The organism is Thermodesulfobacteriota bacterium (genome assembly GCA_040756475.1).
Taxonomy (GTDB): domain Bacteria; phylum Desulfobacterota; class Deferrisomatia; order Deferrisomatales; family JACRMM01; genus JBFLZB01.
The window spans coordinates 1-19,684 of record JBFLZB010000016.1; the positions used below are offsets into that span (position 1 = coordinate 1).

At 70.4% G+C, this 19,684-nt stretch carries 19 protein-coding genes; 1 reads left to right on the plus strand and 18 read right to left on the minus strand.

What is annotated here, in order from left to right; translation table 11 throughout:
* Nucleotides 1-211 precede the first annotated feature (211 nt).
* Nucleotides 212-799, minus strand: coding sequence for a response regulator (locus AB1578_03860; protein MEW6487037.1), 588 nt, complete (start codon nt 797-799; stop codon nt 212-214).
* 454 nt (nt 800-1,253) lie between these two features.
* Between AB1578_03860 and AB1578_03865 the strand changes: the two genes are divergently transcribed.
* The gene (locus AB1578_03865; protein ID MEW6487038.1) at nt 1,254-1,685 is read left to right on the plus strand and encodes a response regulator; all 432 of its coding nucleotides are present in this window, start codon (nt 1,254-1,256) and stop codon (nt 1,683-1,685) included.
* A gap of 6 nt (nt 1,686-1,691) precedes the next feature.
* Here the strand turns inward: AB1578_03865 and AB1578_03870 are convergent, their stop codons facing one another.
* The 17 genes from AB1578_03870 to AB1578_03950 form a co-directional block, all read right to left on the minus strand.
* Nucleotides 1,692-4,292, minus strand: coding sequence for an ATP-binding protein (locus AB1578_03870; GenBank protein ID MEW6487039.1), 2,601 nt, complete (start codon nt 4,290-4,292; stop codon nt 1,692-1,694).
* 101 nt (nt 4,293-4,393) lie between these two features.
* Entirely contained in the window at nt 4,394-5,023 is a 630-nt protein-coding gene (locus tag AB1578_03875; protein ID MEW6487040.1) for a hypothetical protein, read from the minus strand.
* Nucleotides 5,020-6,147 carry a B12-binding domain-containing protein gene (locus AB1578_03880; protein MEW6487041.1) on the minus strand — a complete coding sequence of 376 codons (1,128 nt, stop codon included), beginning with the start codon at nt 6,145-6,147 and terminating at the stop codon, nt 5,020-5,022. Before AB1578_03880 ends, AB1578_03875 begins: the two co-directional genes overlap by 4 nt.
* A gap of 12 nt (nt 6,148-6,159) precedes the next feature.
* A complete protein-coding gene (locus AB1578_03885; GenBank protein MEW6487042.1) occupies nt 6,160-6,522 on the minus strand; it encodes a response regulator in 363 nt (120 codons plus the stop codon).
* Between the two features lie 657 nt (nt 6,523-7,179).
* The gene (locus AB1578_03890; GenBank protein ID MEW6487043.1) at nt 7,180-7,695 is read right to left on the minus strand and encodes a DUF1579 domain-containing protein; all 516 of its coding nucleotides are present in this window, start codon (nt 7,693-7,695) and stop codon (nt 7,180-7,182) included.
* 112 nt (nt 7,696-7,807) lie between these two features.
* Nucleotides 7,808-8,353, minus strand: coding sequence for an HPP family protein (locus tag AB1578_03895; protein ID MEW6487044.1), 546 nt, complete (start codon nt 8,351-8,353; stop codon nt 7,808-7,810).
* The gene (locus AB1578_03900) at nt 8,350-8,976 is read right to left on the minus strand and encodes a CBS domain-containing protein (GenBank protein ID MEW6487045.1); all 627 of its coding nucleotides are present in this window, start codon (nt 8,974-8,976) and stop codon (nt 8,350-8,352) included. Before AB1578_03900 ends, AB1578_03895 begins: the two co-directional genes overlap by 4 nt.
* Nucleotides 8,977-9,352: 376 nt before the next feature.
* Nucleotides 9,353-10,474 (minus strand): Xaa-Pro peptidase family protein, encoded by a 1,122-nt coding sequence (locus AB1578_03905; protein ID MEW6487046.1) that lies wholly within the window; start codon nt 10,472-10,474, stop codon nt 9,353-9,355.
* Between the two features lie 149 nt (nt 10,475-10,623).
* The gene (locus tag AB1578_03910) at nt 10,624-12,075 is read right to left on the minus strand and encodes a TolC family protein (GenBank protein ID MEW6487047.1); all 1,452 of its coding nucleotides are present in this window, start codon (nt 12,073-12,075) and stop codon (nt 10,624-10,626) included.
* 32 nt (nt 12,076-12,107) lie between these two features.
* Entirely contained in the window at nt 12,108-13,238 is a 1,131-nt protein-coding gene (locus AB1578_03915; GenBank protein MEW6487048.1) for an ABC transporter permease, read from the minus strand.
* 14 nt (nt 13,239-13,252) lie between these two features.
* On the minus strand, nt 13,253-14,386 hold the full coding sequence (locus tag AB1578_03920) for an ABC transporter permease (GenBank protein ID MEW6487049.1): 1,134 nt from the start codon (nt 14,384-14,386) through the stop codon (nt 13,253-13,255).
* On the minus strand, nt 14,383-15,366 hold the full coding sequence (locus tag AB1578_03925) for an ABC transporter ATP-binding protein (protein MEW6487050.1): 984 nt from the start codon (nt 15,364-15,366) through the stop codon (nt 14,383-14,385). Before AB1578_03925 ends, AB1578_03920 begins: the two co-directional genes overlap by 4 nt.
* Nucleotides 15,353-16,291, minus strand: coding sequence for an ABC transporter ATP-binding protein (locus AB1578_03930; protein ID MEW6487051.1), 939 nt, complete (start codon nt 16,289-16,291; stop codon nt 15,353-15,355). Before AB1578_03930 ends, AB1578_03925 begins: the two co-directional genes overlap by 14 nt.
* 8 nt (nt 16,292-16,299) lie before the next feature.
* On the minus strand, nt 16,300-17,448 hold the full coding sequence (locus AB1578_03935; protein ID MEW6487052.1) for an efflux RND transporter periplasmic adaptor subunit: 1,149 nt from the start codon (nt 17,446-17,448) through the stop codon (nt 16,300-16,302).
* Between the two features lie 71 nt (nt 17,449-17,519).
* On the minus strand, nt 17,520-18,122 hold the full coding sequence (locus AB1578_03940) for a DUF6448 family protein (GenBank protein ID MEW6487053.1): 603 nt from the start codon (nt 18,120-18,122) through the stop codon (nt 17,520-17,522).
* Nucleotides 18,119-18,772: a TetR/AcrR family transcriptional regulator gene (locus AB1578_03945; protein MEW6487054.1), complete on the minus strand. Its 654-nt coding sequence runs from the start codon at nt 18,770-18,772 to the stop codon at nt 18,119-18,121. The genes AB1578_03940 and AB1578_03945 overlap by 4 nt, the downstream gene beginning before the upstream one ends.
* Nucleotides 18,773-19,296: 524 nt before the next feature.
* Nucleotides 19,297-19,533: a hypothetical protein gene (locus AB1578_03950; GenBank protein MEW6487055.1), complete on the minus strand. Its 237-nt coding sequence runs from the start codon at nt 19,531-19,533 to the stop codon at nt 19,297-19,299.
* Nucleotides 19,534-19,684 lie beyond the last annotated feature (151 nt).

Below are 19,684 nucleotides of genomic sequence, written 5' to 3' on the forward strand. Positions count from 1 at the left end.
GCGGCGGGGTTCCCCCTGTAGGAGCCTGCTCCCGCAGGCGATGCGGCCCCGCAGGGCCGCTCGAACCCATTCCGGCCTTCGGCCGGATCGCCGGCAGGAGCCGGCTCCTACAACGGCGATGCGGCCCCGCAGGGCCGCTCAAGCCCCAGCCGGCCTTCGGCCGGATCGCCGGCGGGAGCCGGCTCCTACAAAGGCGATGCGGCCCGGCGGGCTACCGGAGTCTTCGGGGTGTGACGCTGCCGACCAGACCGGCGAGGCGGCGCAGTCGCTGCTGGGCCTGGGCCAGGGACTCCTGGTGGCCGTAGGCTGCGAGCGCGCGGCGGGCCTCTGGGCCGCCCGCTGGGGGCGCGGCCGGGAGAACGCCGGGGTTCCCGAGCCAGCGGTCCACCAGCTCTTCGCGGCGCCGCCGGTCCAAGCGACGGACCCGGTGCTCCAGGGCGGCCAGCACCGCCGCGCGCAGGGCGTCGCCGCTGAAGGGCTTGGCCAGGAAACGAAAGATGCCGCCGCGGGCCGTGGCCTCCTCGGCGATGCGCAGGTCCTTCTCGCCGGTGAACAGGATCCGTACCACGTCCGGGTGGGTGCGCCAAACCCGCTCCAGGAGCGTGGCGCCGTTCATGCCCGGCATGCAGTGATCGCTCAGGAGCACGGCCACGGGCTCCGCCGCGAGGGTTTCGATGGCCTCACCGGCCCCCGGCGCGGTCCGGACCCGGAGCCCGAGGGGCCGCAGGTGGCCCACGCACACGCCGGCGATCCCGGGGTCGTCGTCCACCACCAGGATCGCGGCCGACGGGGTCCCCACGGGCGGGAGAGACCCGTCCGGCAAAGGTGGGGGAGGATCGAGCGGGTTCATGTCGGAGCGGTCCCCCGGTTACGGCTGCGGCCCGAAGGTTCGCTCGGGCCCGATCGCATGATTGTCCGAAGCTCCCCATCGGCAGGAGGGAGGGGTTTCTTGAGCGGTTTGGAGGGTGTAGGACCCCCCGCCTTCGCGCCGGGAGCCGGGTCCCGCGGGCGACTGCGTGCGGTCTCGACCGACCTGCGGCGCGGTTTCCCTTGTAGGAGTTTGCTCCCGCAGGCGACTGCGTCGGGTCTGACCGGCCTTCGGCCGGATCGCCGGCGGGAGCCGGCTCCTACAGGGGGGCGGGGTCTGGCATGGGAGGACGGCCCGGAAACGTGACCCGGGGGGCTCAAGGTTTCGGCGCGGGGGCCGATGAGGGGGAGATCAGGGAGAACTCGCCGGAAAGAGGGGGACACCCATGCGCGCACTCGTCATCGACGATTCATCCACGATCCGCCAGATCATCCGCCAGACCCTGGAGAAGCGCCTGGGGTTCGAGGTGGTGGAGGCGGACAGCGTGGGCGAGGCCATGGACCGCATCGCTTGGGGGGGGCGGTACGACCTGGTGGTCACGGATCTCCTCATGCCCGGACTTCCGGGGTACTCCCTCATCCGCCGCATCCGGCAGGAGGAGACGGGGGGGGAAGTGCCGATCCTGGTGGTGTCGGTGGAGGCCCTGGACCGCAAGTGCCTCGAAGAGGCTGCCGAGGCGGGCGCGTCCGGCTTCCTGGCCAAGCCGTTCCGGATGGGCGAACTCGAGCGCGCCGTCCGGTCGGTGCTGGACGCCGGGGAGGCGCACCACCGAACTCAAGGGACTGGAACGCCGGTGGAGACCGCGCCGTCGAGGTGACCGCCCCTAGGCTCCGAGCACCTCGCGCACCTTGCGGGCCAGCGCGTCGCGGGTGAAGGGCTTCTGGAGGAAGGCCAGGCCGGGGTCCAGGACCCCGTGGCGGACAATTGCGTCGTCGGTGTAGCCGGAGACATAGAGCACCCGCAACCCCGGCCGCTCCTTCCGGAGGCGTTCGGCGACGTCGCGGCCGCTCATCCCGGGCAGGATCACGTCGGTGATGAGCAGGTCCAGACGGTCGAGCCCGCCCGCCAGGAGAAAGGCGTCGTCGGGGGTGCGGGCGTCGTGGACCGTGTAGCCCAGGGCCGCGAGGACCTGCCGCACCGTGGCCCGCACGGGGTCTTCGTCTTCCACGACGAGCACGGTCCCGGTACCGGAAACCGGTGTCTCCTCCGGCTTCGGGTCCGGGGCTGGGGCCCCGGCGTCCTCCGCCGCCCGGGGAAGGTAGACCTTGAAGGCGGTGCCCGTACCGGGCTCGCTGTAGACGGCGATGTGGCCGCCGCTCTGCTTGACGATGCCGTACACGGTGGCGAGCCCGAGACCCGTTCCCCTCCCTTGCTCCTTCGTGGTGAAGAAGGGCTCGAAGAGCCGGGCGACGACCTCCGGGGGCATGCCCTGGCCCGTGTCGCTTACCGCGAGCATCACGTAGGGACCGGGGGCAAGTTCGGGGTGGAGCCGGGCGTAGGCTTCGTCCAAGTCGGCGTTGGCCGTGGAGATCGTGAGCTTGCCACCCCGGGGCATGGCGTCGCGGGCGTTGAGCGCGAGATTGACCAGGATCTGTTCCACCTGCCCGGGGTCGGCCAGGGTCCTTCCCAGGTCGGGGTTCAAGAGCGCCTCTACCGCGATGTCCTCCCCGATGAGCCGGCGGATCATCGTTTGGATGCCGGCCACCACGGCGTTGAGGTCCAGGACCCGGGGCTGGAGCACCTGCCGGCGGCTGAAGGCCAGGAGCTGGCGGGTGAGGCTCGCGGCGCGCAAGGCGGCCTGGACCATCTCCCCGAGGTCGGCGCGGGCGGGATTCTCCGGCGCCAGCCGCGCCAGCGCGAGCTCCCCCCGCCCCAGGACGACCTGGAGCAGGTTATTGAAGTCGTGGGCGATTCCTCCGGCGAGAAGGCCCACCGCCTCCAGGCGCTGGGCCTGGGCGAGCTGCTCCTGGCTGCGGTTCAGCTCTTCCTGGGTGCGCTTGCGCTCGGTGACGTCGATCGCCAGGATCGCCAGGCTCACCACCCCCCCCGCCTCGTCCAAAACCGGCTGGAGCACCTGCTCGTAGGTGCGCCCCGAGCGCTCGTCCTCGAAGCGCACCGGGCGCCGGGTGCGCACCGCCTCCGCGAAGCGTTCCCGGCGCCGGGCGGCTACCTCCGGGGAGAAGAGACCGTGGACGTCGCGGCCCAGGAGCTCCTCCCGGGGGGCCCCCAAGCGACGCGCCCCGGTCTCGTTGACGGCGAGGATGCGCCCTTGGGCGCTCACCAGGAGCAGGGTCTCGGGGTTTCCGTCCAGGAGGGCCCGCAGGGTCGCCTCGCGCTCCCGGCGCTCCCGCTCCCGGCGTTCCACGTCCTCGGCCATCCGGTCAAAGGCCCGAGCCACCTCCCCGAGCTCCCCCGGGGCGCCGGCGAGCCGGGTCCGGGCCGAGAGATCCCCCTCCCCAAGGGCCCTGGCCGCCCGCGCCAGGGCGCGGGCGGGCCGAACGATCAGTGCCCCCCCAAACCCCCAGGCGGCGAGCACCGCGGCCAGGATCGCCCCTGCGAGCAAGGCCGTATTGACCAGGAGCACCCGGTTGGCGCCGGCGTAGGCCACGGCCGTGGGGATCCCCACCGCGACGTGACCCACCTCGTCGCTTCGGTGGCGCAGGGCGGCAATCGCGTAGAGGCGCTCCACGCCGTCGAGGCCCCGGAGCTCCCTTACCCTCTGGGAGGGCCGAAGGACGGCGCGCCCCAGCTCGGTTTCGGCCGCGGCCCGGCCGACCCACTCCCCTGGCTCGGGGTACCGGGCCAGCACGGTTCCCAGCCGGTCGAAGACGGCGAGCTGGGAACCCGGCGGCAGCTCGGCTCCCGCCTCGAGCCGTCCCAGCCAGTCCAGGCGCAGACCGGTCACGAGGACGAACTGGAGCCGGCCTGCTTCGTCGAGAAGGGGATGGGCGAAGGGGAGGACGGCCTCGCCGGTGACCCGACCGATCAGGTACTCCCCCACGGCCGGTTGGAGGGTATGGACGGCCTGGCGAAAGTGGTGCCGGTCTCCGAGGTTTACCGGGGAGCCCACTCCTCCGGGGGCGCAGACGATCTCCCCGTCGGGCCGGCCCACCAGGAGGGCGGCGAGCTGGGGGAGCTCGGAGACGAGGGAGGCGGAAAAGCGCTGGCACTCCTCGGACTCCGGCCGGAAGACGGCCGGGACCCGAGAGGCGGCGGCGAGCACCTGGCGGGTAGCCTCCACCAGGGTCTGGTGCTGGTCGCGCGCGATGCGCGCCAGGCGCAAGGCCTCGCCGTGGGCCGCCTCCCGGGCGAGGCGGCGCAGGGTGAGCCCGTTCCAGCCGATCAGCCCCACGGCCGGGGCGAGGGCCAGAAGGACCAGGAGGGCGACGCGGGTGCGCAGGCTAGCCAGCAGGGCGAGGACCATGCACGCTCCCTTCGGGCCCTGCGGGGCCCGTTTCTGGGAACCACCATAGCGGATCCGGCACCGTCGGCAAGGGGTTGCGGCGTTCCAGGCCGGCCCCCCTCTCAGGGCTCCGGCTCTCTTCGAAGTTCGGGGTAGAGCTCGCGGGCGCAGTCGCCGCAAATGCCGTGGGTGAACTGGGCGCTGCTGTGGGCCTGGATGTACTGCTCCAGGTGCTGCCAGCAGCCCCGGTCGTCGCGGATCTTCTTGCAGTGGGCGCAGATGGGCAGGAGCCCCGTGAGGGTCTTGAGTTCGGACCGCGCTTCCTCCAGTTCCCGGACCTTTCTGTGGAGCTCCCGGTTGAGGTTGACCCGTTCGTCCTCGAGGGACGACATGCGGGCCAGCACGTCGCTGTGGGTCAGCATGAGACGAGTGGCGAGGATCGCGACGCCGGTTTCCGTGCCCGCGGCCCACCCCACCAAGGTGTGCAAGCAGCCGCTGCGCGGTGATAGCGTCAGGCGCAGGAGCCGAAATTCCCCGGGGCGCGGCCAAGTGGGCCGGGGAGCCTCTGCCTCGTCCAGGAGAAACTCCGCCAGGGGACGGCCCAGGGGCTCCTCGCCAAGCTCCGCGAGCCGCAGGAAACCTCGGTTGCAAGCGGTAATCCGGCCCGCCCTGTCCACGGCGAGCGCGACGGCGTCCTCGGTGCGTGCGAGGAGGTCCAGGAAGGGGGCGGAGGCCGGATCACCCGGGGTCACGGCCGCTCCACGGAGGGAAACCAGGCCCGCACCACGTCGGCGGCCGCGCCCGCGTCGGGGGCGTAGGCATCGGCCCCCAACCGCTGCCAGAGGGCGGTGGACCAGGCAAACGCGAGCCCGCCCACCAGGATCTTGGTGGCGCGCAGCACAGGGTCGCCGCGGACCGCCGTCACCAGGTCTGCGGCCGCCTCGAGGTTGTAGGGGACGCACACGGAGAGGCAAAGCACCCGGGGCAGCCACGACTCCAGGAGCGCGAGCACGTCGCCGGCCGGCGTGTCGGCCCCCAGGTAGCGCACGTCCCACCCCTCGAGCTCCAGAAGGTCCGCCACCATGCGCGCGCCGACCTCGTGGTGCTCGTTGGGGGCGCAGGTGACCACGGCCCGCAGCCGCCGGGCCCGGGCCGGAGGAGTGAGCCGGCCATACAGCGCCGTCATCATCCGCCCCGCCACGGCGGTGGCCAGGTGCTCCTCGGCGACCGAGATCTCCCCGGCCTCCCACCGCCGCCCCACCTCGTAGAGGGCCGGCTGGAGGAGCTTCTGGTACACATTCCGAAGGTCGTGCTGGGTACGGCACGCGGCTTCCGCGAGGGCGACGCAGTCGCGCGTCCGGCCGTCGAGGAGGCAGTCCACCAAGCGGCCCACCTCGGGCTCCCGGGGGGGGCGGAGGGGAAGCGGACCCGCGGCAACCGACTCGGCGGCCTCGACCGTGGCGGGGTGGGCGCGGAGCATCCACCGGTAGGCGGGGAGGAGTGCGGCCCCGTGGTCGGGCGGAAGCCGGGCCTCCAGGGCCATCGCCCAGGCCCGGAGCTCCACGGGGAAATAGTCGTAGGAGAAGCCGTGGGCGCGGTACGCCCGGTACACCCAGGGGAGGATGCGCGCCAGGAGCTCGAAATCCCCCAAGCGCAGCACGGTGCTGAGGAACCGGTGGTGGTTGCGGTGATTGGCGCGCATGACCTCCAGGGGGTTGCCGCCCAGGAGGTCCCCCAGGTCGCGGCGGGCGGCCAGGGCATCGTCCACGGCTCGGACGAGGACGTCTCCCGCCCCCCGGTAGCCTGCGGCGGCTTCCGGGGAGACGGGAGGCAGGGCCAGGGCTTCGGCGACGAGAGCTTCCGAGGCGTTCGACATGGGCTCGGCTCCTCAGGGGCGGGGGCCCAGGACAGCATCGAGGGCGACGGCTAGCTCCTTGAGGCTCATGGGCTTGGTGAGGATCCGATCGAAGCGGTGGCTCCCGCAGGCCAGGGGGTCCGTGCCCTGGGCGTACCCGCTCATGCCGACCACCGGGAGGGCGGGCTCCAGCTCCTTGAGGGCCTGGCACAGCTCCCGGCCGCCCATCTCGGGCATGGCGAGGTCCGTCATCACGAGCGCGACACGCCCTGGCTCCTTTCTGTACAGAGCCAACGCGTCGGCCCCGGTTCGGGCGGCCAGGGTGGCGAACCCCAGGCGTTCGAGGAGCGCCTGGATGATGGCCATGACCGACGCATCGTCCTCGGCCACGCGCACGGACCGCCCCCGTCCCTGTTGGTCTGGAAGGCCATTGGCCTCTTCCGGCACCACCGCAGGTGGTAGTCGGTGACCACGAGTCTCAGCCCGCCCTCGGCGAGGGCGCGGTCGAGCTCGTCCTGGTCCCGGGCCTCCCGGAACTCGCAGTGCGGAAGCTCCTTCTGGAGCGCGCGAACCACGAGGCGGCGATCATCGGGGTTGTCGTCCACCAAGAGGATGCGCAAGTCACCTGGCATGAGAACCCTATTGCTCCATCGTCTCAGGAGGGCTCGAGACAGGGGATGGATCCCGAAGAACGGCCGTTTCACACCCATCTCCCGGGCGCCGAGAAAGCTACCAAAGATCAACCTCCATGCAACAGGAACCGAAGGGCGCCTCCCGGAGCCGGACCGGCCAGAACCGCTCCCGTCGGGCCGCTTTCTCCTTCGGCCTCTCGCGCGGAGACCTTGACCAAAGGGGCGTCTCCGCCCCGGGGCGTTGCTTGGGGCTTCCCGGTTTCTCGTGGGCGACACTCGATCCGCAGGGCTCGGCTCTCCCATCGTCCCGATCGGCACCCCTCCGGCGAGAACCTGCTCCCGCAGGCGATGCGGCCCGCGGGCCGCCCCGGACCGGCCTTCGGCCGGATCGCTGGCGGGAGCCGGCTCCTACTGCCGTCCCTCACCTCCTGCGTCGGTAGTGCGCCCGCATCACCTCCCGCCATGTCCCGTCCGCGCCTAGCACCCGCGAGGTGAACACCCGGTGGTCGTCGCTTTGGAGCTCGATCGCCTCCTGGTACCTGGCCGTCTTGCTCTCGTCGGACATGTCGGGACCCTCGGTGTCGAGGGTCAGCACCCTCTCGGCCGCGTCGAGCGTTCCGTCGTAGACCCACAGGTGGGTCATGACCGACGCGAGGAACGTGCCCACGAAGCGTCTCCTGCGCGGGTCGTACCCGAGGGTCAGCAGCGAGGTCACGGGGATCCCCTCCGGGGTATCGCCCCGCCCCTCGGCCTGGATCCACAGCTCCCCCACGGGGCGGACGGTCTCGGTGCCGCCGAACGTCTCCACAGGGGCATCCGGCCCCATGCGCGCCTCCGCTTCGAAGGTCCACTCGCCGGCGAGCCGTTGGAGCCACCGGTGCTCCTTTTGGGGTTGGGGCACTTCACCGCAAGGTTGGGGTGTCTTCTGGGTCTCCATTGCGCCATCTCCTTTCCGCGCAGCGCCCCAGCCTCCCGCCGCCGCTCGGCCGAGCCGATGCACAGCGGCCCCCGCCGTCCGTGGTTATCGAGCGGCAGCGGGCTCCCCGGCGCTACCACCAGAACTCGGGGTATCGCCGGGAGGGGGGGATGTTGTTCACCGCCAGCGCCACGACCAGTAGGATAGCCACGCCGGCGGCCACGGGCATCAGGACGTAGGCGAAGCCCAGGGCGTGGATCTTCTCGCCGCCGATGACGGCGATGAGCGCGGTGGCCCCGCCGGGGGGATGCAGGGTCCGGGTGGCGTGCATGAGGGCAATGGAGGTGGCCACGGCAGCCGCCGCGGCGAACCACGGCCAGGGGCCCAGGGCCTGCTGGCACGCCACGCCGACCAGGGCGGAGAGGATGTGCCCGCCGACCAGGTTTCGCGGCTGGGCCAGGGGGCTGCGGACGGCGCCGTAGATCAGGACCGCCGAAGCCCCGAAGGAGCCGACGATCAGGACGAGCTCGGTTCCCTCCAGCCAGAAGTCGTGGGCAAACGCAACGGCGGCGATGCCGAGGAAGGCCCCGGCCCAGGACCAGGCGATCTCCCCCGGGCTCACACCGGGCGGGCTGGAGGTCGTCCCCCGCATCTTCCGGAAGTACTCTTTCGGAGTCATGGCGCCGCGGCCCCGGCCGGTGGTCCGCCCTGGTGGAGCCGCATCACGTCCGCCCGGGCCACGATTCCTACGACCCGGCCGTCGGCGGACACGACAGGGACGCGGTTTACGCCCGAGCGCGCCATCCGTTCGGCCACTTCCGCCAGGTTGGCGTCTTCCCGGACCGTCACCGGGGGCGCGCTCATGATGTCCGCCGCCGCGCGCCCCCGCACGGGAACGGCCAGGCACTTCCTTCCGTGCAGGCACTGGGCGATGACCCCCATGAAGCCCTTGGCGGACCCGTCGGCCATGCGCGAGAGGAAATCGGTCTCCGAGACCACCCCCACCGCCCGGCCCTCGGCGTCCACCACCGGGACCCCGCTCACCCCCTCGCGGGCCATGCGCTCGGCGACCTCGTGGAGGGGGGTATCCGGCTCGACTGTCACCACGGGGAAGGTCATCACGTCCCGGGCCCGCAGCGAGCCGCGCACGCGCTGCCACGCGCGCCGCAGCGCCACCCGGTAGAGCTCCCGGAAGTCGCCGGGGGTGATGTCGACATACCCCGGGAGCTCCCGCATGGCCTCCATGACGTCGGCTTCACTTATCTCGGGTTCGGGGAGGCACGACGGCGTTTCGTCGGCCATGAGGTGAGTCCTTTCGGACCGAAGTGGACGCTGGGGAATCTCGTCCAGACCGTGTGGGTGGTCCCATTGTATCGGCCTTGGCCGCGAAGCTGGCCGAGGGCCAGAGCGGTAGGGTGGGCACGGCCTTCCGGCTTCCGGTCGTGGCCGTGGTTGCGGTGGGCGGTGCCCACCCTTGCCGTGCAAAGCCTGGGGGCGGGCTGGGGGTCTCCCCGGAGGCGGGGCAGGCGGCTTTGGCGATGCCCTGGCGGGCACAGGATGCCCTTCCCCTCCCTCGCTGGAATGCCACGGACCATCATCCAGAAGCCCACGGGATCCTGCGCCGCCGGAGGTGAGGCCCCCGGGCCCGCTCGCCTCGGCGGTCTGAGGCGCGGCCTCGTTAGGCACGCACCTCCAACTGCCGAGGAGACCGGGTCAGGACCCTCGGGCCGCCTTCGCCCACAACCACCGTGTCCTCCTCCCGCACCCCCCAGGGTCCGGTGTACAGGCCGCAGTTGCCGATGGCGATCACCACGCCCGCCGCCAGAGGCGCCGGTGCCGGCTCCCCGTGGAAGAACGCGTGCCCTGCGGGAAGAGGCGATTCCTCGAACTCGATGCCCACTCCGTGGATCGGTGGGCCGAAGATGTGGTCCTTGTGCCCGGCGGCCTCGAAGGCCCCGTGCATGGTCTGCTCGAGCTCCGCCATGGTCACCCCGGCGCCGGCCTTGGCGATGGTCTGCTCCAGGGCGTCCACATACAAGCGATAGGCCGCCGCCTGCTCCCTGGTCGGCTTCCCGAGGCAGACGGTGCGGCCCAGGTCCGCCGCGTACCCGTCGACCACGGGGTGGACGTCGATCATCACTAGGTCGCCGGGCTGGAGCTTGCGCGAGGTGGGGGTGCCGTGGGCCACGTTGGTGCGGGGGCCCGAGGCGACATAGGTGCGGTAGAAGTCCTCGGCTCCCGCCTGCCGCATGGCGTACTCGGCCTCCCCCGCCACCTGGCTCTCGGTCATGCCGGGGCAAAGCCGCTCGACCGCCCGTTTCATCCCGGCGTCGGCGACCCGGGCGGCGGCCTGGAGCCGGGCGATCTCGCCTTCGTCCTTCACCAGGCGCAGCGCCGACAGGAGCCCGGTGCAGTCCACGGGGACCACGGCCTCGGGCTTGGCGTGGGGGTGGGTGAGCATGCCCATCCGGGGCTTGGGCAGGAAGGCGACCTCCACCCCCACCTTCCCCTCCCGGATGCCGAACTGCTCGAAGTAGTGGGCGATGGAGTGGATCATCCCCACCTCGTCCTCGAAGCCGGCGACGTGGTCGAAGGTGGCGAGGGTGCCCACATCCGCGAGATCCGTCTCGGGCACCCCCATGCCCACCTCCCCCGCCCGGGTGATCATGGCGTAGGCACACAGGCGCCCGTCGCCCACCAGGTAGTACAGGTTGGCGGGCTTGACGAGGATGAGGGCGTCCATCCCCTGCTGGTCCATGAGCTGCGTGGCGCGGCGAATTCGCTCCCGGTGGATCGACATGGGGTGTACCTCCGTTGGTTCTCCGGCTCGTGGTTTGCGTCGGCGCTCCGAACTTCGGCGCCGTCAAGTCTCTTCTGACCGTGGGTGCTGTCAAGAACCGAACCGCCCGGCGGCGGAGGAGCTCCGGCGGCAGGCGAGGGCCGTTTGGCTCAAGGATCCGTCCAGACCACGAGGTCCCCCGTGGACCTGCGGTACCGTGACTGGGCCGCGCGGTAGTCCCACCGGGCCCCGACGTGTTCCGCTTCGGCCCGCGCCAGGGCGGTCTGGGCGTCGAGCAGATCGGTGACGGTATCGGCTCCCGCCTCGTAGCGCTCCCGGGTGAGTCGCAGGCCTTCCCATGCCTCCTCGACCAGGGCCTCGGCGGTCTGCGTCGCCTCCCGGGCCTCCAGGAGCCGCGACCAGGCGGACCACACCTCCTCCTGCACGGCGAGAACCAGGCCCTGGGTCCGGGCTTCGTGCCGGGCGAGCTCGGCGCGGCTTCGGGCCTCCCCGTGCACCCGGGAAAAGCCCGTGAAGAGGGGGACTTCCAAGAATGCGCCGGCCGACCAATCCACGTCCTCGGGGAGGAAGCTCTCGTCCCGAAGCCCATAGGCGCCCGCGAGGTTGATCCTGGGTCCGAAGGCGCTCCGCGCCTCGTCGACCTGGCTTCGCAGGGCAGCGGTCTCCCGGAGGGCGGCCTGGATCTCGGAACGCTCCCGCACGGCTCGCTCGATCACCTCCCCAACATCGCTGGGCGAGGGCGCGAGGACCTCGACAGCGGCGCCGTCGATCCGGGTCCCCGCCGTCACCGGAAGCCCCATGGAGACGTTGAGTCGGCCTTGGGCGATGCGCACGAGGCTGTCGGCCCGGACCAGGGCGAGCCGGGCGTCCGAGACCCGGGTCTGGGCCCGGATCACGTCGGCCCGGGGCACCGCGCCGGCCTCTTTCCTCTCCTGGGCCAGGCGCAGGTGATCCTGGGCCCGGACCAGGGATTGCGCCGCAACCCCGCGGTGCTCCTCGGCGGCGACGAGCCCGAAGAAGGCCTCGTGCACCGCCAGCGCAAGGTCTTGACGGATCGTGCGCTCGTTGAACCGGACCATTGTCTCTCGGGCCTTTGTCGCCTCCAGCCGGGCCTTGCGCGCTCCGCTGTCGAAGAGCAGGTAGCGGGCCTCGAACCCTGCGCTCCAGTCGTCCGTGGGGCCGATCGTGCCGGGCACTTCTGCCCGGGCAAGCCCGTCGGGCAAGAAGGCGTGGGCCTCCCAGCGCCGGTAGGAGGCCCGAGCCGAGAGCTCCGGGTAGTAGGGGGATCGAGCCTCTCCGGCGCCCTCCTCGGCAGCCCGCACCCCCTCTCGAGCGGCCCGGGCGGCAGGGTTCGCGTCCAGTGCGATCGCCACGCAGGTCTCGAGGGACAGGGGGCCCTGCACCGGGAAAGGGACTGCCGGCAGGGCCTGGGTCTCTCCCGCGCGCTCCCGGGAGGACTCGGATTCGACCACGAGCCGGGGCACGTAGCGGTCGACGGCGGGGGCCTCCGCCGCCCACGCGGCGCCTGCAACGGAGAAACAAAGGGTGAGCACTCCGGCGCAGGCCGCCGGCACGGTCCGGGTCACGACACCACGCTCCATCTCGGCCTCCGTTCGATTCTCGTCTTCGGCCCTCAAGCCAGGGTCTTGTGGAACCGGCTCGAGGCAAGCCACAGGGAGACGACCCCCATGACCAGCAGCGCCACCAACTCGGGCCAGAGCACGCCCGGTCCTACGCCCTTCAGAAAGATCCCCCGCACGATCACCAAGAAGTAGCGAAGGGGGTTCAAGTACGTGAGCCACTGGATGACTACGGGCATATTGGAAATGGGGAACATGAAGCCCGACAGCAAGACCGCTGGAAGGTAGAAGAAGAAGGTGCTCATCATGGCCTGCTGCTGGGTCTGGCTCACCGTGGAGATGAAGAGTCCGAGCCCCAGGGTCGTCATGAGATACAAGGATGTGGCCACGAACAGAAGAAAAAGGCTCCCCCGAATGGGCACGCCGAACATGAAAAGACCGATCATGGTGATGACCAACACATCTGCGTAGCCGATCAAGGCAAAAGGTACGGTCTTGCCCAGGATGAACTCCATCGGCCGGATGGGGGTCACCAGGATCTGCTCCATGGTGTCGATCTCCTTTTCGCGCACTACCGCCATGCTGGTGAGCATCAACGTAATCAGCATGACGATGATCGCGATGACCCCTGGCACGTAGAAGTTACGGGACTCGAGGTTCTCGTTGAACCAGGCCCGGGTCTCGAGCGCAACCCGGAAAACCTCCCCCGACTGGCCCCCGCTCCGCCCCCGGCGGTCGGCCAGGAGCTCTTCGTTCAGGCGCCCGACGATCTTGGCCCCGTAGCCGAGCACGATCCCCGCGGTGTTGGAGTCGGTCCCGTCCACGATGAGCTGGGCACCCGCGGTGCGCCCGGCTCCCAGTTCGTCGGCGAAGCCCCGGTCGATCTGCAGGAGGGCCTGGGCCTGGGCGCGGTCGATCAGCTCCTGGGCCCGGCGGTCGCTTCCCACCGCCTCCACCACGTCGAAGTAGCCCGATTCCACGAATCGCGAAACGAGCTCCCGGCTGGCCACGCTGTTGTCTCGGTCGAGCACGGCCAGAGCCACGTGCTTGACGTCGGTGGACACCGCGAACCCGAAGACCAACACCTGGATCACGGGCATCAGGAAGATCACCCCCGTCATCCGTGGGTCGCGGAAGATCTGGAGGAACTCCTTCCGGAGCATGTGCCAAATGCGCTCGATCACGGCTGCGCCCGTCCCTACGCCAGTTCCTTCCGAAACTTCCGGGTTGCCAGGGCCACCATGGCCACGGCGAAGAGGGTCAGGAGGCCGGCCTCCAGGGCCAGGATCTCCAGTCCCACTCCCTTGAGGTAGATCCCCTTGAGGAGCGAGACGAAGTGCCGGGCCGGGATTACGTGGGTCATGACCTGGATGGGCCGGGGCATGTTGGCGATGGCATACATGAAGCCCGAGAGGAGGAAGGCAGGAAGGAAGGTCAGCACCATGGCGAGCTGGCTCGCCAGGAGCTGGTTCTTGGTGACGATGCTGATCACCATCCCCAGCGAGAGCGCCCCGGCCAGGAAGATGGCCGCCATGCCGAAAAGCAGCGCTGCGTTGCCCCGCAGCGGCACCTGGAACAGGAACTCACCCATCAGGACCGCGAGGGCGACGTCGAGCATGCCGATCCCGAAATAGGGGAGGAGCTTCCCCAGGATCAGCTCAGAGCCTTGGATCGGCGTGGAGATGAGCTGCTCCATGGTGCCCCGCTCCCACTCCCGGGCCACGGTGAGCGAGGTCAGGAGCGCCGCGATCACCATCATGATGACGGCGATGAGGCCCGGGATGATGTAGTTCTTCGACGCCAGGTCCGGGTTGAACCAGACCCGGGACCGCAGGTCGATCGGGAGGGCGGGGGCTTTCGCCCCGGCCCGGCGCAGCCCGTCGAGGGCCACCCCTCGGGAGTAGGCGAGGTTCACGGCGTCGGCGTAGCCCATCGCGATGGTGGCGGTATTCGCGTCGCTCCCGTCCAGGATGAGCTGGACCCGGGCGGGCCGCCCCGACCCAACCCGCGCCGCGAAATCCGTGGGGATCACCAGGGCCGCCAGGACTTCCCCTCTGTCGATGGCTCGCTCCAAATCCCGGTAGCTCTCCACATAGGACCGCACGGTGAAGTAGGGAGAGCCGCCGAAGTGACTCACGTACTCCCGGCTCGCCGGTGTGCGGCTCTGGTCCCAGACCGCGAAGGGCACGTCGTCCACGTCCAGGGTGAGGGCGTAGCCGAACAGCATCAGGAGCAGCATGGGGATGGCGATTCCCATGCCGAGGCTTCTCGGGTCGCGCCGGATGTGCAGCAGCTCCTTTCGCGCCACCGCCCAAACCCGATGGGCTCTCATCGCTGCACCTCTTGCTGCGCTTCGCCCGTGCGGTCGCGGGCCTCGATCAGGGAGACGAACACGTCCTCGAGGGAGGGGAGGATCGGTTCGACCCGGGTGGGGCGGTAGCCCCGCTCCTCGAGTCGGGAGCGGATCGCGCGGCTCGCCGCCTCGCCGTCCCCCGCCACCGCGTGGAGCCCGCGGCCGAAGAGCGCCGCCTCTTTCACCCCGGCCAGCCCCTCCAGCTCTGCGAGGGCGTCCTGGGGCCGGTCGCAGACCACCTCGACCACGTCGTCGGGCATCTCGTCGGTCTTGAGGGCCTGGGGGGTACCCAGGGCGATCAGCTCGCCCCGGTAGATCAGCCCCAGCCGGTCGCAGTACTCGGCCTCCTCCATGTAGTGGGTCGTGACGAAGACGGTCACCCTCTGGTCGGAGAGCTCGTAGATCAAGTCCCAAAACCGCCGCCGGCTCATGGGGTCGACGCCGGAGGTGGGCTCGTCGAGGAACAGGATCGGGGGCTCGTGCAGGATCGAGCAGCCCAGGGCCAGCCGCTGCTTCCAGCCGCCCGAGAGGATCGACGTGCGGGAGCGCCGATGCTCGGCGAGGCCGGCCATCTCGATGACCCACTCCTTGCGCTCTCGGCGCTGCATCTTGGGGACGCGGTAGATGCCGGCGTAGAAGTCGATGTTCTCCTCCACGGTCAGGTCGTCGTAGAGGGAGAACTTCTGGCTCATGTACCCGATGCGGCCCTTGATCTGCTCGGCTTGGGTGCCGACGTCGAACCCGGCCACCGTGCCGGTTCCGGAGGTGGGCGCCAGGATGCCGCAGAGCATGCGGATGGTGGTGGACTTGCCGGCGCCGTTCGGCCCGAGGAAACCGTAGATTTCTCCGGCCGAGACGTCGAAGCTGACCCGGTCGACCGCGACGAAGGCACCGAAGCGCTTCGTGAGATCCCGAACGGTGACGACCGTCTCTCGTTGCCCTCGGTCATCCCGCGGCATGGCTTTCCCTTTCTCGCCCCACCACCGAGACGAACACGTCTTCGAGGGACGGTTCGATGGGGCGGATGCCTAGCAGCTCCAGGTCTGCCCCTGCGAGGAGCTCACGGGCCCGCGCCGCCAATCGCTCGGGCTCGCGGGTGACCAGGTGAATGCGGTCGCCGAAGAGCCCCACCGAGTCGGCTCCGGCGTCTGCGCGAAGCAGCGCCGCCGCGTGCCGCGGCTCCGACGCGTGGATCTCGAGGAGCGTCCCCCGCATCCGTCCCTTCACCTCGGCCGGCGTACCCATTGCCAGCAACCGCCCCTCGTGGAGGAGCGCCAGTCGGCTGCACCGTTCCGCTTCGTCCAGGTAGGCGGTGGAGACGAAAATGGTGACGTTCTCGCGCAGGAGCTTGAAGAGGATCCGCCAGAAGTCCCGTCGCGACACGGGGTCGACACCGTTGGTGGGTTCGTCCAGGAAGAGCACCCGGGGGGTGTGGATCAGCGCGCAGGCGAGCCCCAGCTTCTGCTTCATGCCCCCCGAGAGGTTCCCGGCCAGGCGCTTCCGGAAGGGAGTGAGGTTGCTGAATCCGAGAAGCTCGTCGATCTTCGCAGTCCGCCCCTTCCTGGCCACGCCGTAGAGGTCGGCATAGAAGAGGAGGTTCTCCAGGACGGTGAGGTCGGTATAGAGGCCGAAGCGCTGGCTCATATACCCGATCACCTCCTTGACCGCCTCGGCGTCTTGGACGACGTGCTTGCCGTCGACCCAGGCATCCCCCGAGGTGGGGCGCAGGATGGAGGTGAGAAGGCGCATCGTGGTGGTCTTCCCCGCGCCGTCTGGGCCTACCAGCCCGAAGATCTGGCCCTCGGCCACCTCGAAGGAGAGCCGATCGACGGCCGCGAGGTCCCCAAAGGACCTCGTCAGCTCCTCCGCGCGAATCGCGGCCACGGTGCCCCTCACTCCCCGCTCGCCAGGAGGATCTCGCCGTCCGCAGGCATGCCGGGCTTGAGCTCTCCGTGGGGGTTGGGAATCTGCACCTTGATCCGGTAGACCAACTTGACGCGCTCTTCCCGGGTCTGGACGCTCTTGGGAGTGAACTCGGCTTCGGAGGCCAGGAAGGTGACCTCCCCCTCGTAGGTCCGGCCCGGGTAGGTGTCGGTGGTCACCCGAACCCGCTGCCCCAGGTGGACCCGCCCCAGGTCGGTCTGGCCCACGTACGCTCGAAGCCACACCTGCCCCAGGTCCCCCACAGTGACCACGGGGGTGCCGGGCGAGACGTACTCTCCTGCCTCCACGTGCTCGGAGAGGACCACGCCCGAGAGGGGAGCCGCGAGGACGGTGTAGCCCAGGCGCGTCTCCGCCAGGGCCAGCGCCTCCCGGGCCTGGTCCCTGCGCGCCCGGGCTTGCTCTATCACCTCCGGGCGGGGCCCCGCCCAGACCAGGGCCAGGGCTTGCCGGGCCTGGTCCAGGCCGGCGCGGGCCTGAGCGATCTGCTCGCCCCGGGGGCCCTCCCGGACCAGGAGGTGGCGCTCCTCGGCGCTTCTCAGGACCGCACTGGTCGTCTTGTAGGCGGCCTCGGCTCCTTCGAGCTCTTTAGCGGAGATCACCTCTCGCTCGAAGAGGCGCTTTTGGCGGTCGTACTCCGCCGACCAGCGCTCGGCCTCGGCGCGGGCCTGCTCCACGGCTGCCTCGGCCGCGGCGATCTCCTGGGGCCGGGAGCCGGCCAGAAGCTCGTCGAGCCAGGCCTGGGCTCTTCGCACGGCGGCTCGTTCCCGCTCGATCTCCTCCGGCCGGGAGCCGGCCTCGAGCTCGGCCAGGGCGGCCTCGGCAGCACGGACCTCGGCCCGCCGCAGGGCAGCCTCGCGCTCCAACTCCTCGGCGTCCAGGACCGCCACCACCTGCCCCGCGGTCACGACCTGACCCTCCGACACCCGGCGTTCCGCCACCCGGCCGGGGATCTCGAAGCTCACCTCGGCGCCGGTAACCTCGATATTGCCGGAGACGAGCAGGGTGCCGGGGCTGGAAGAGGGGCGAAACAAGAGGTAGACGGCGACCCCGGCGAGCAGTACCGCGAGGATCAGGACCGCGACGAGAGCCCGTTTCATGGTTCACCTCTGGCAAACGAGGCCCCCCTTTGCGGCCCGTCGAGGCCGCAAAGGGGGGCGGTGCGCTGGGCTCAGTGGCCGTCGTGGTGGGCAGCGCCGGCTTTGATCAAGCCGTGGAGTCCTTCCACGTAGTGGGTGAACTCCACGTAGGACTCCACGAACTCCCGCCCCGCGTCCACGCTGCTCTCCGCGTGCTTGTGCTTCTCCGAGGCGTCGGCGAACCGCTCCCGGATGCCCTTGGTCATGGCGTTGGCGAGCACGTCGGCCAGTTTGTCCACGGAGCCGCTCTCCAGGGCCTTGTCCGCCAGGGCAACCGCCGGGTCGACGGCCGCGCCGGGCTTGAGGCCGGTGTAGGGCGCCCCCTCCCCGGCGCGGTGCACCCGCACCAGGGTCTCGAAGAAGTAGAGGTCGGCGAGCTCCTTCTCCGCAGCCCCCTTGCCCCGGACCGCCAGGGTCCGCTGGAAGGCACCCCGGATCTCCCCTTCCTCTTCGGGGCGCACCCACTTGAGCACCGGGGTCACGTCGCCCTTCTCCAGGGCCGTGCGCGCCGTTCCCACCACCGGCCCGTCCAGGGTGTCGCAGTGGGCGCCCGCCGCGACGGGCAGGACGAGGGCCAGGCCGAGGGCGGCCACGCACGCGAGGGAAGACAGGTTCGACTTCGTCGGGTTTCTCATAGCATCTCTCCTTCTCGGCCGCTCTCGCGGCGCTGGGTGGGCCGGGGGAGGCCGGGCGCTTCGATGGCGCCGCGAAAGACCTCCCAGGCCCGTTGGGTGTGCTTGGTGACGTCGAACTGGCCGTCGCTCAGGTGCCAGAGGATTGCGGAGGGCTGGACGAGCCCAAGGAAGAGGACCGAAAGGGTGCCGGCGTCGAGCTCGGGGCGGATGCGCCCGGCGGCCTGGCCCCGGCGGATGACCTCCGCCACGCTCGCCAGGTAGCCGGTCACCACGGCGTGGACCTCGCCCTTGCGACCCGGGCGGCTCGCATAGAGCTCTTCGGAGAAGACGACCCGCGGAACCCCCACGTTGTTGCGGATGAGCTGCACGTGGCGGGTCAGGATGCGGCGCAGGCAGTCCAGGGCGTCGTCTACCTCGGTGCACGCCTCGCGCACGTTTCGCAGGAGGCGCTCGCGGATGAGGCCCACGACCGCGTCGATGACCCCCTCCTTTCCGTCGAAGTGCCGGTAGATGGCCGAGGGGACGAGCCCCACCCGTCGCGCCACGGCCGCCACGCTCAAGCCCGCCAGCCCCTGCTCCGAGATCACCGCCAGGGCCGCCTCCGCAATCTGCTCTCGCCGCACCTGGGTCCCCAGCCGCGCCTCACCCATGAACTCTCCTTTGTGAATGCATCGTCACTTTAGTGGGAGGAGCCTAGCCCTCCCTTGACCCAGGTCAAGGGGACGAAAATCGGAGGGCGCCTGCAACATAAGAGTTCTCTAATGCTTACAGGGCAAGTGTGGCGCTCTGGAGGGCGAATCTCGCAGCCAGCGGCGCCTGGCTTCTCCAGTGCCGCCGGCATGTGAACAAATCATCACAAATGGGAGGGCGGATCGGGGCAGGGGCACGGCAAGGGAGGTTCGGCTGCTCCCACATCGCGCGGGCGCGGGTCAAGAAAAAAGGCCCCGCAAGGGGGCCTTTGGAGAAGATCGGGCAGGCTGGGTCCGGGTCAGTCAACGGTGGCTTGGAAGGGAAATCCCCTGCTTTGCCGTCCGCCGCCGGATCATCGCGGGCGCGTCTCCTTCGCCCTCCTGGAGACGGTGCAGCGTTTCCCTGCACCGTCTCCAAGTAGACCTCCCTCGACGGCGACTGGCGGAAGCCCCCCGGCCGGCGGCGGAACTCCGACGGCGGCGGATCAGCAGCCCGGCAACTTTGCGGGTCGGCACAAGAGGTCTGCGCTCGCCGCCAGGCGACCGCAGGCGTCGCACACGTACTCCAGCTTCTCCCGCATGGACCGGCAGACGTGGCGAGCGCTCTCCGCCCCCTCCCCGCAGTAATCGCACGTGCCCCCCTGGACCGGCAGCGGAGCGCAAAGATGTCCCTTTTCCTTCGTCAGACCGCCACAGGTGGCACACTTGTACAGTTCGCCCATGATCGTTTCTCCTCTTTGGTTGGATACGCCCGGTTTCGGGCGCCGGGGTTTTCCTCTTAGCACAGCCGGCACGAACGGCAAGGACTCACAAGCACCTCCTGGCTTCGGGATCGAAACCTGGTTCTCTTCCGGATCGTGTGGGTCGACCCGC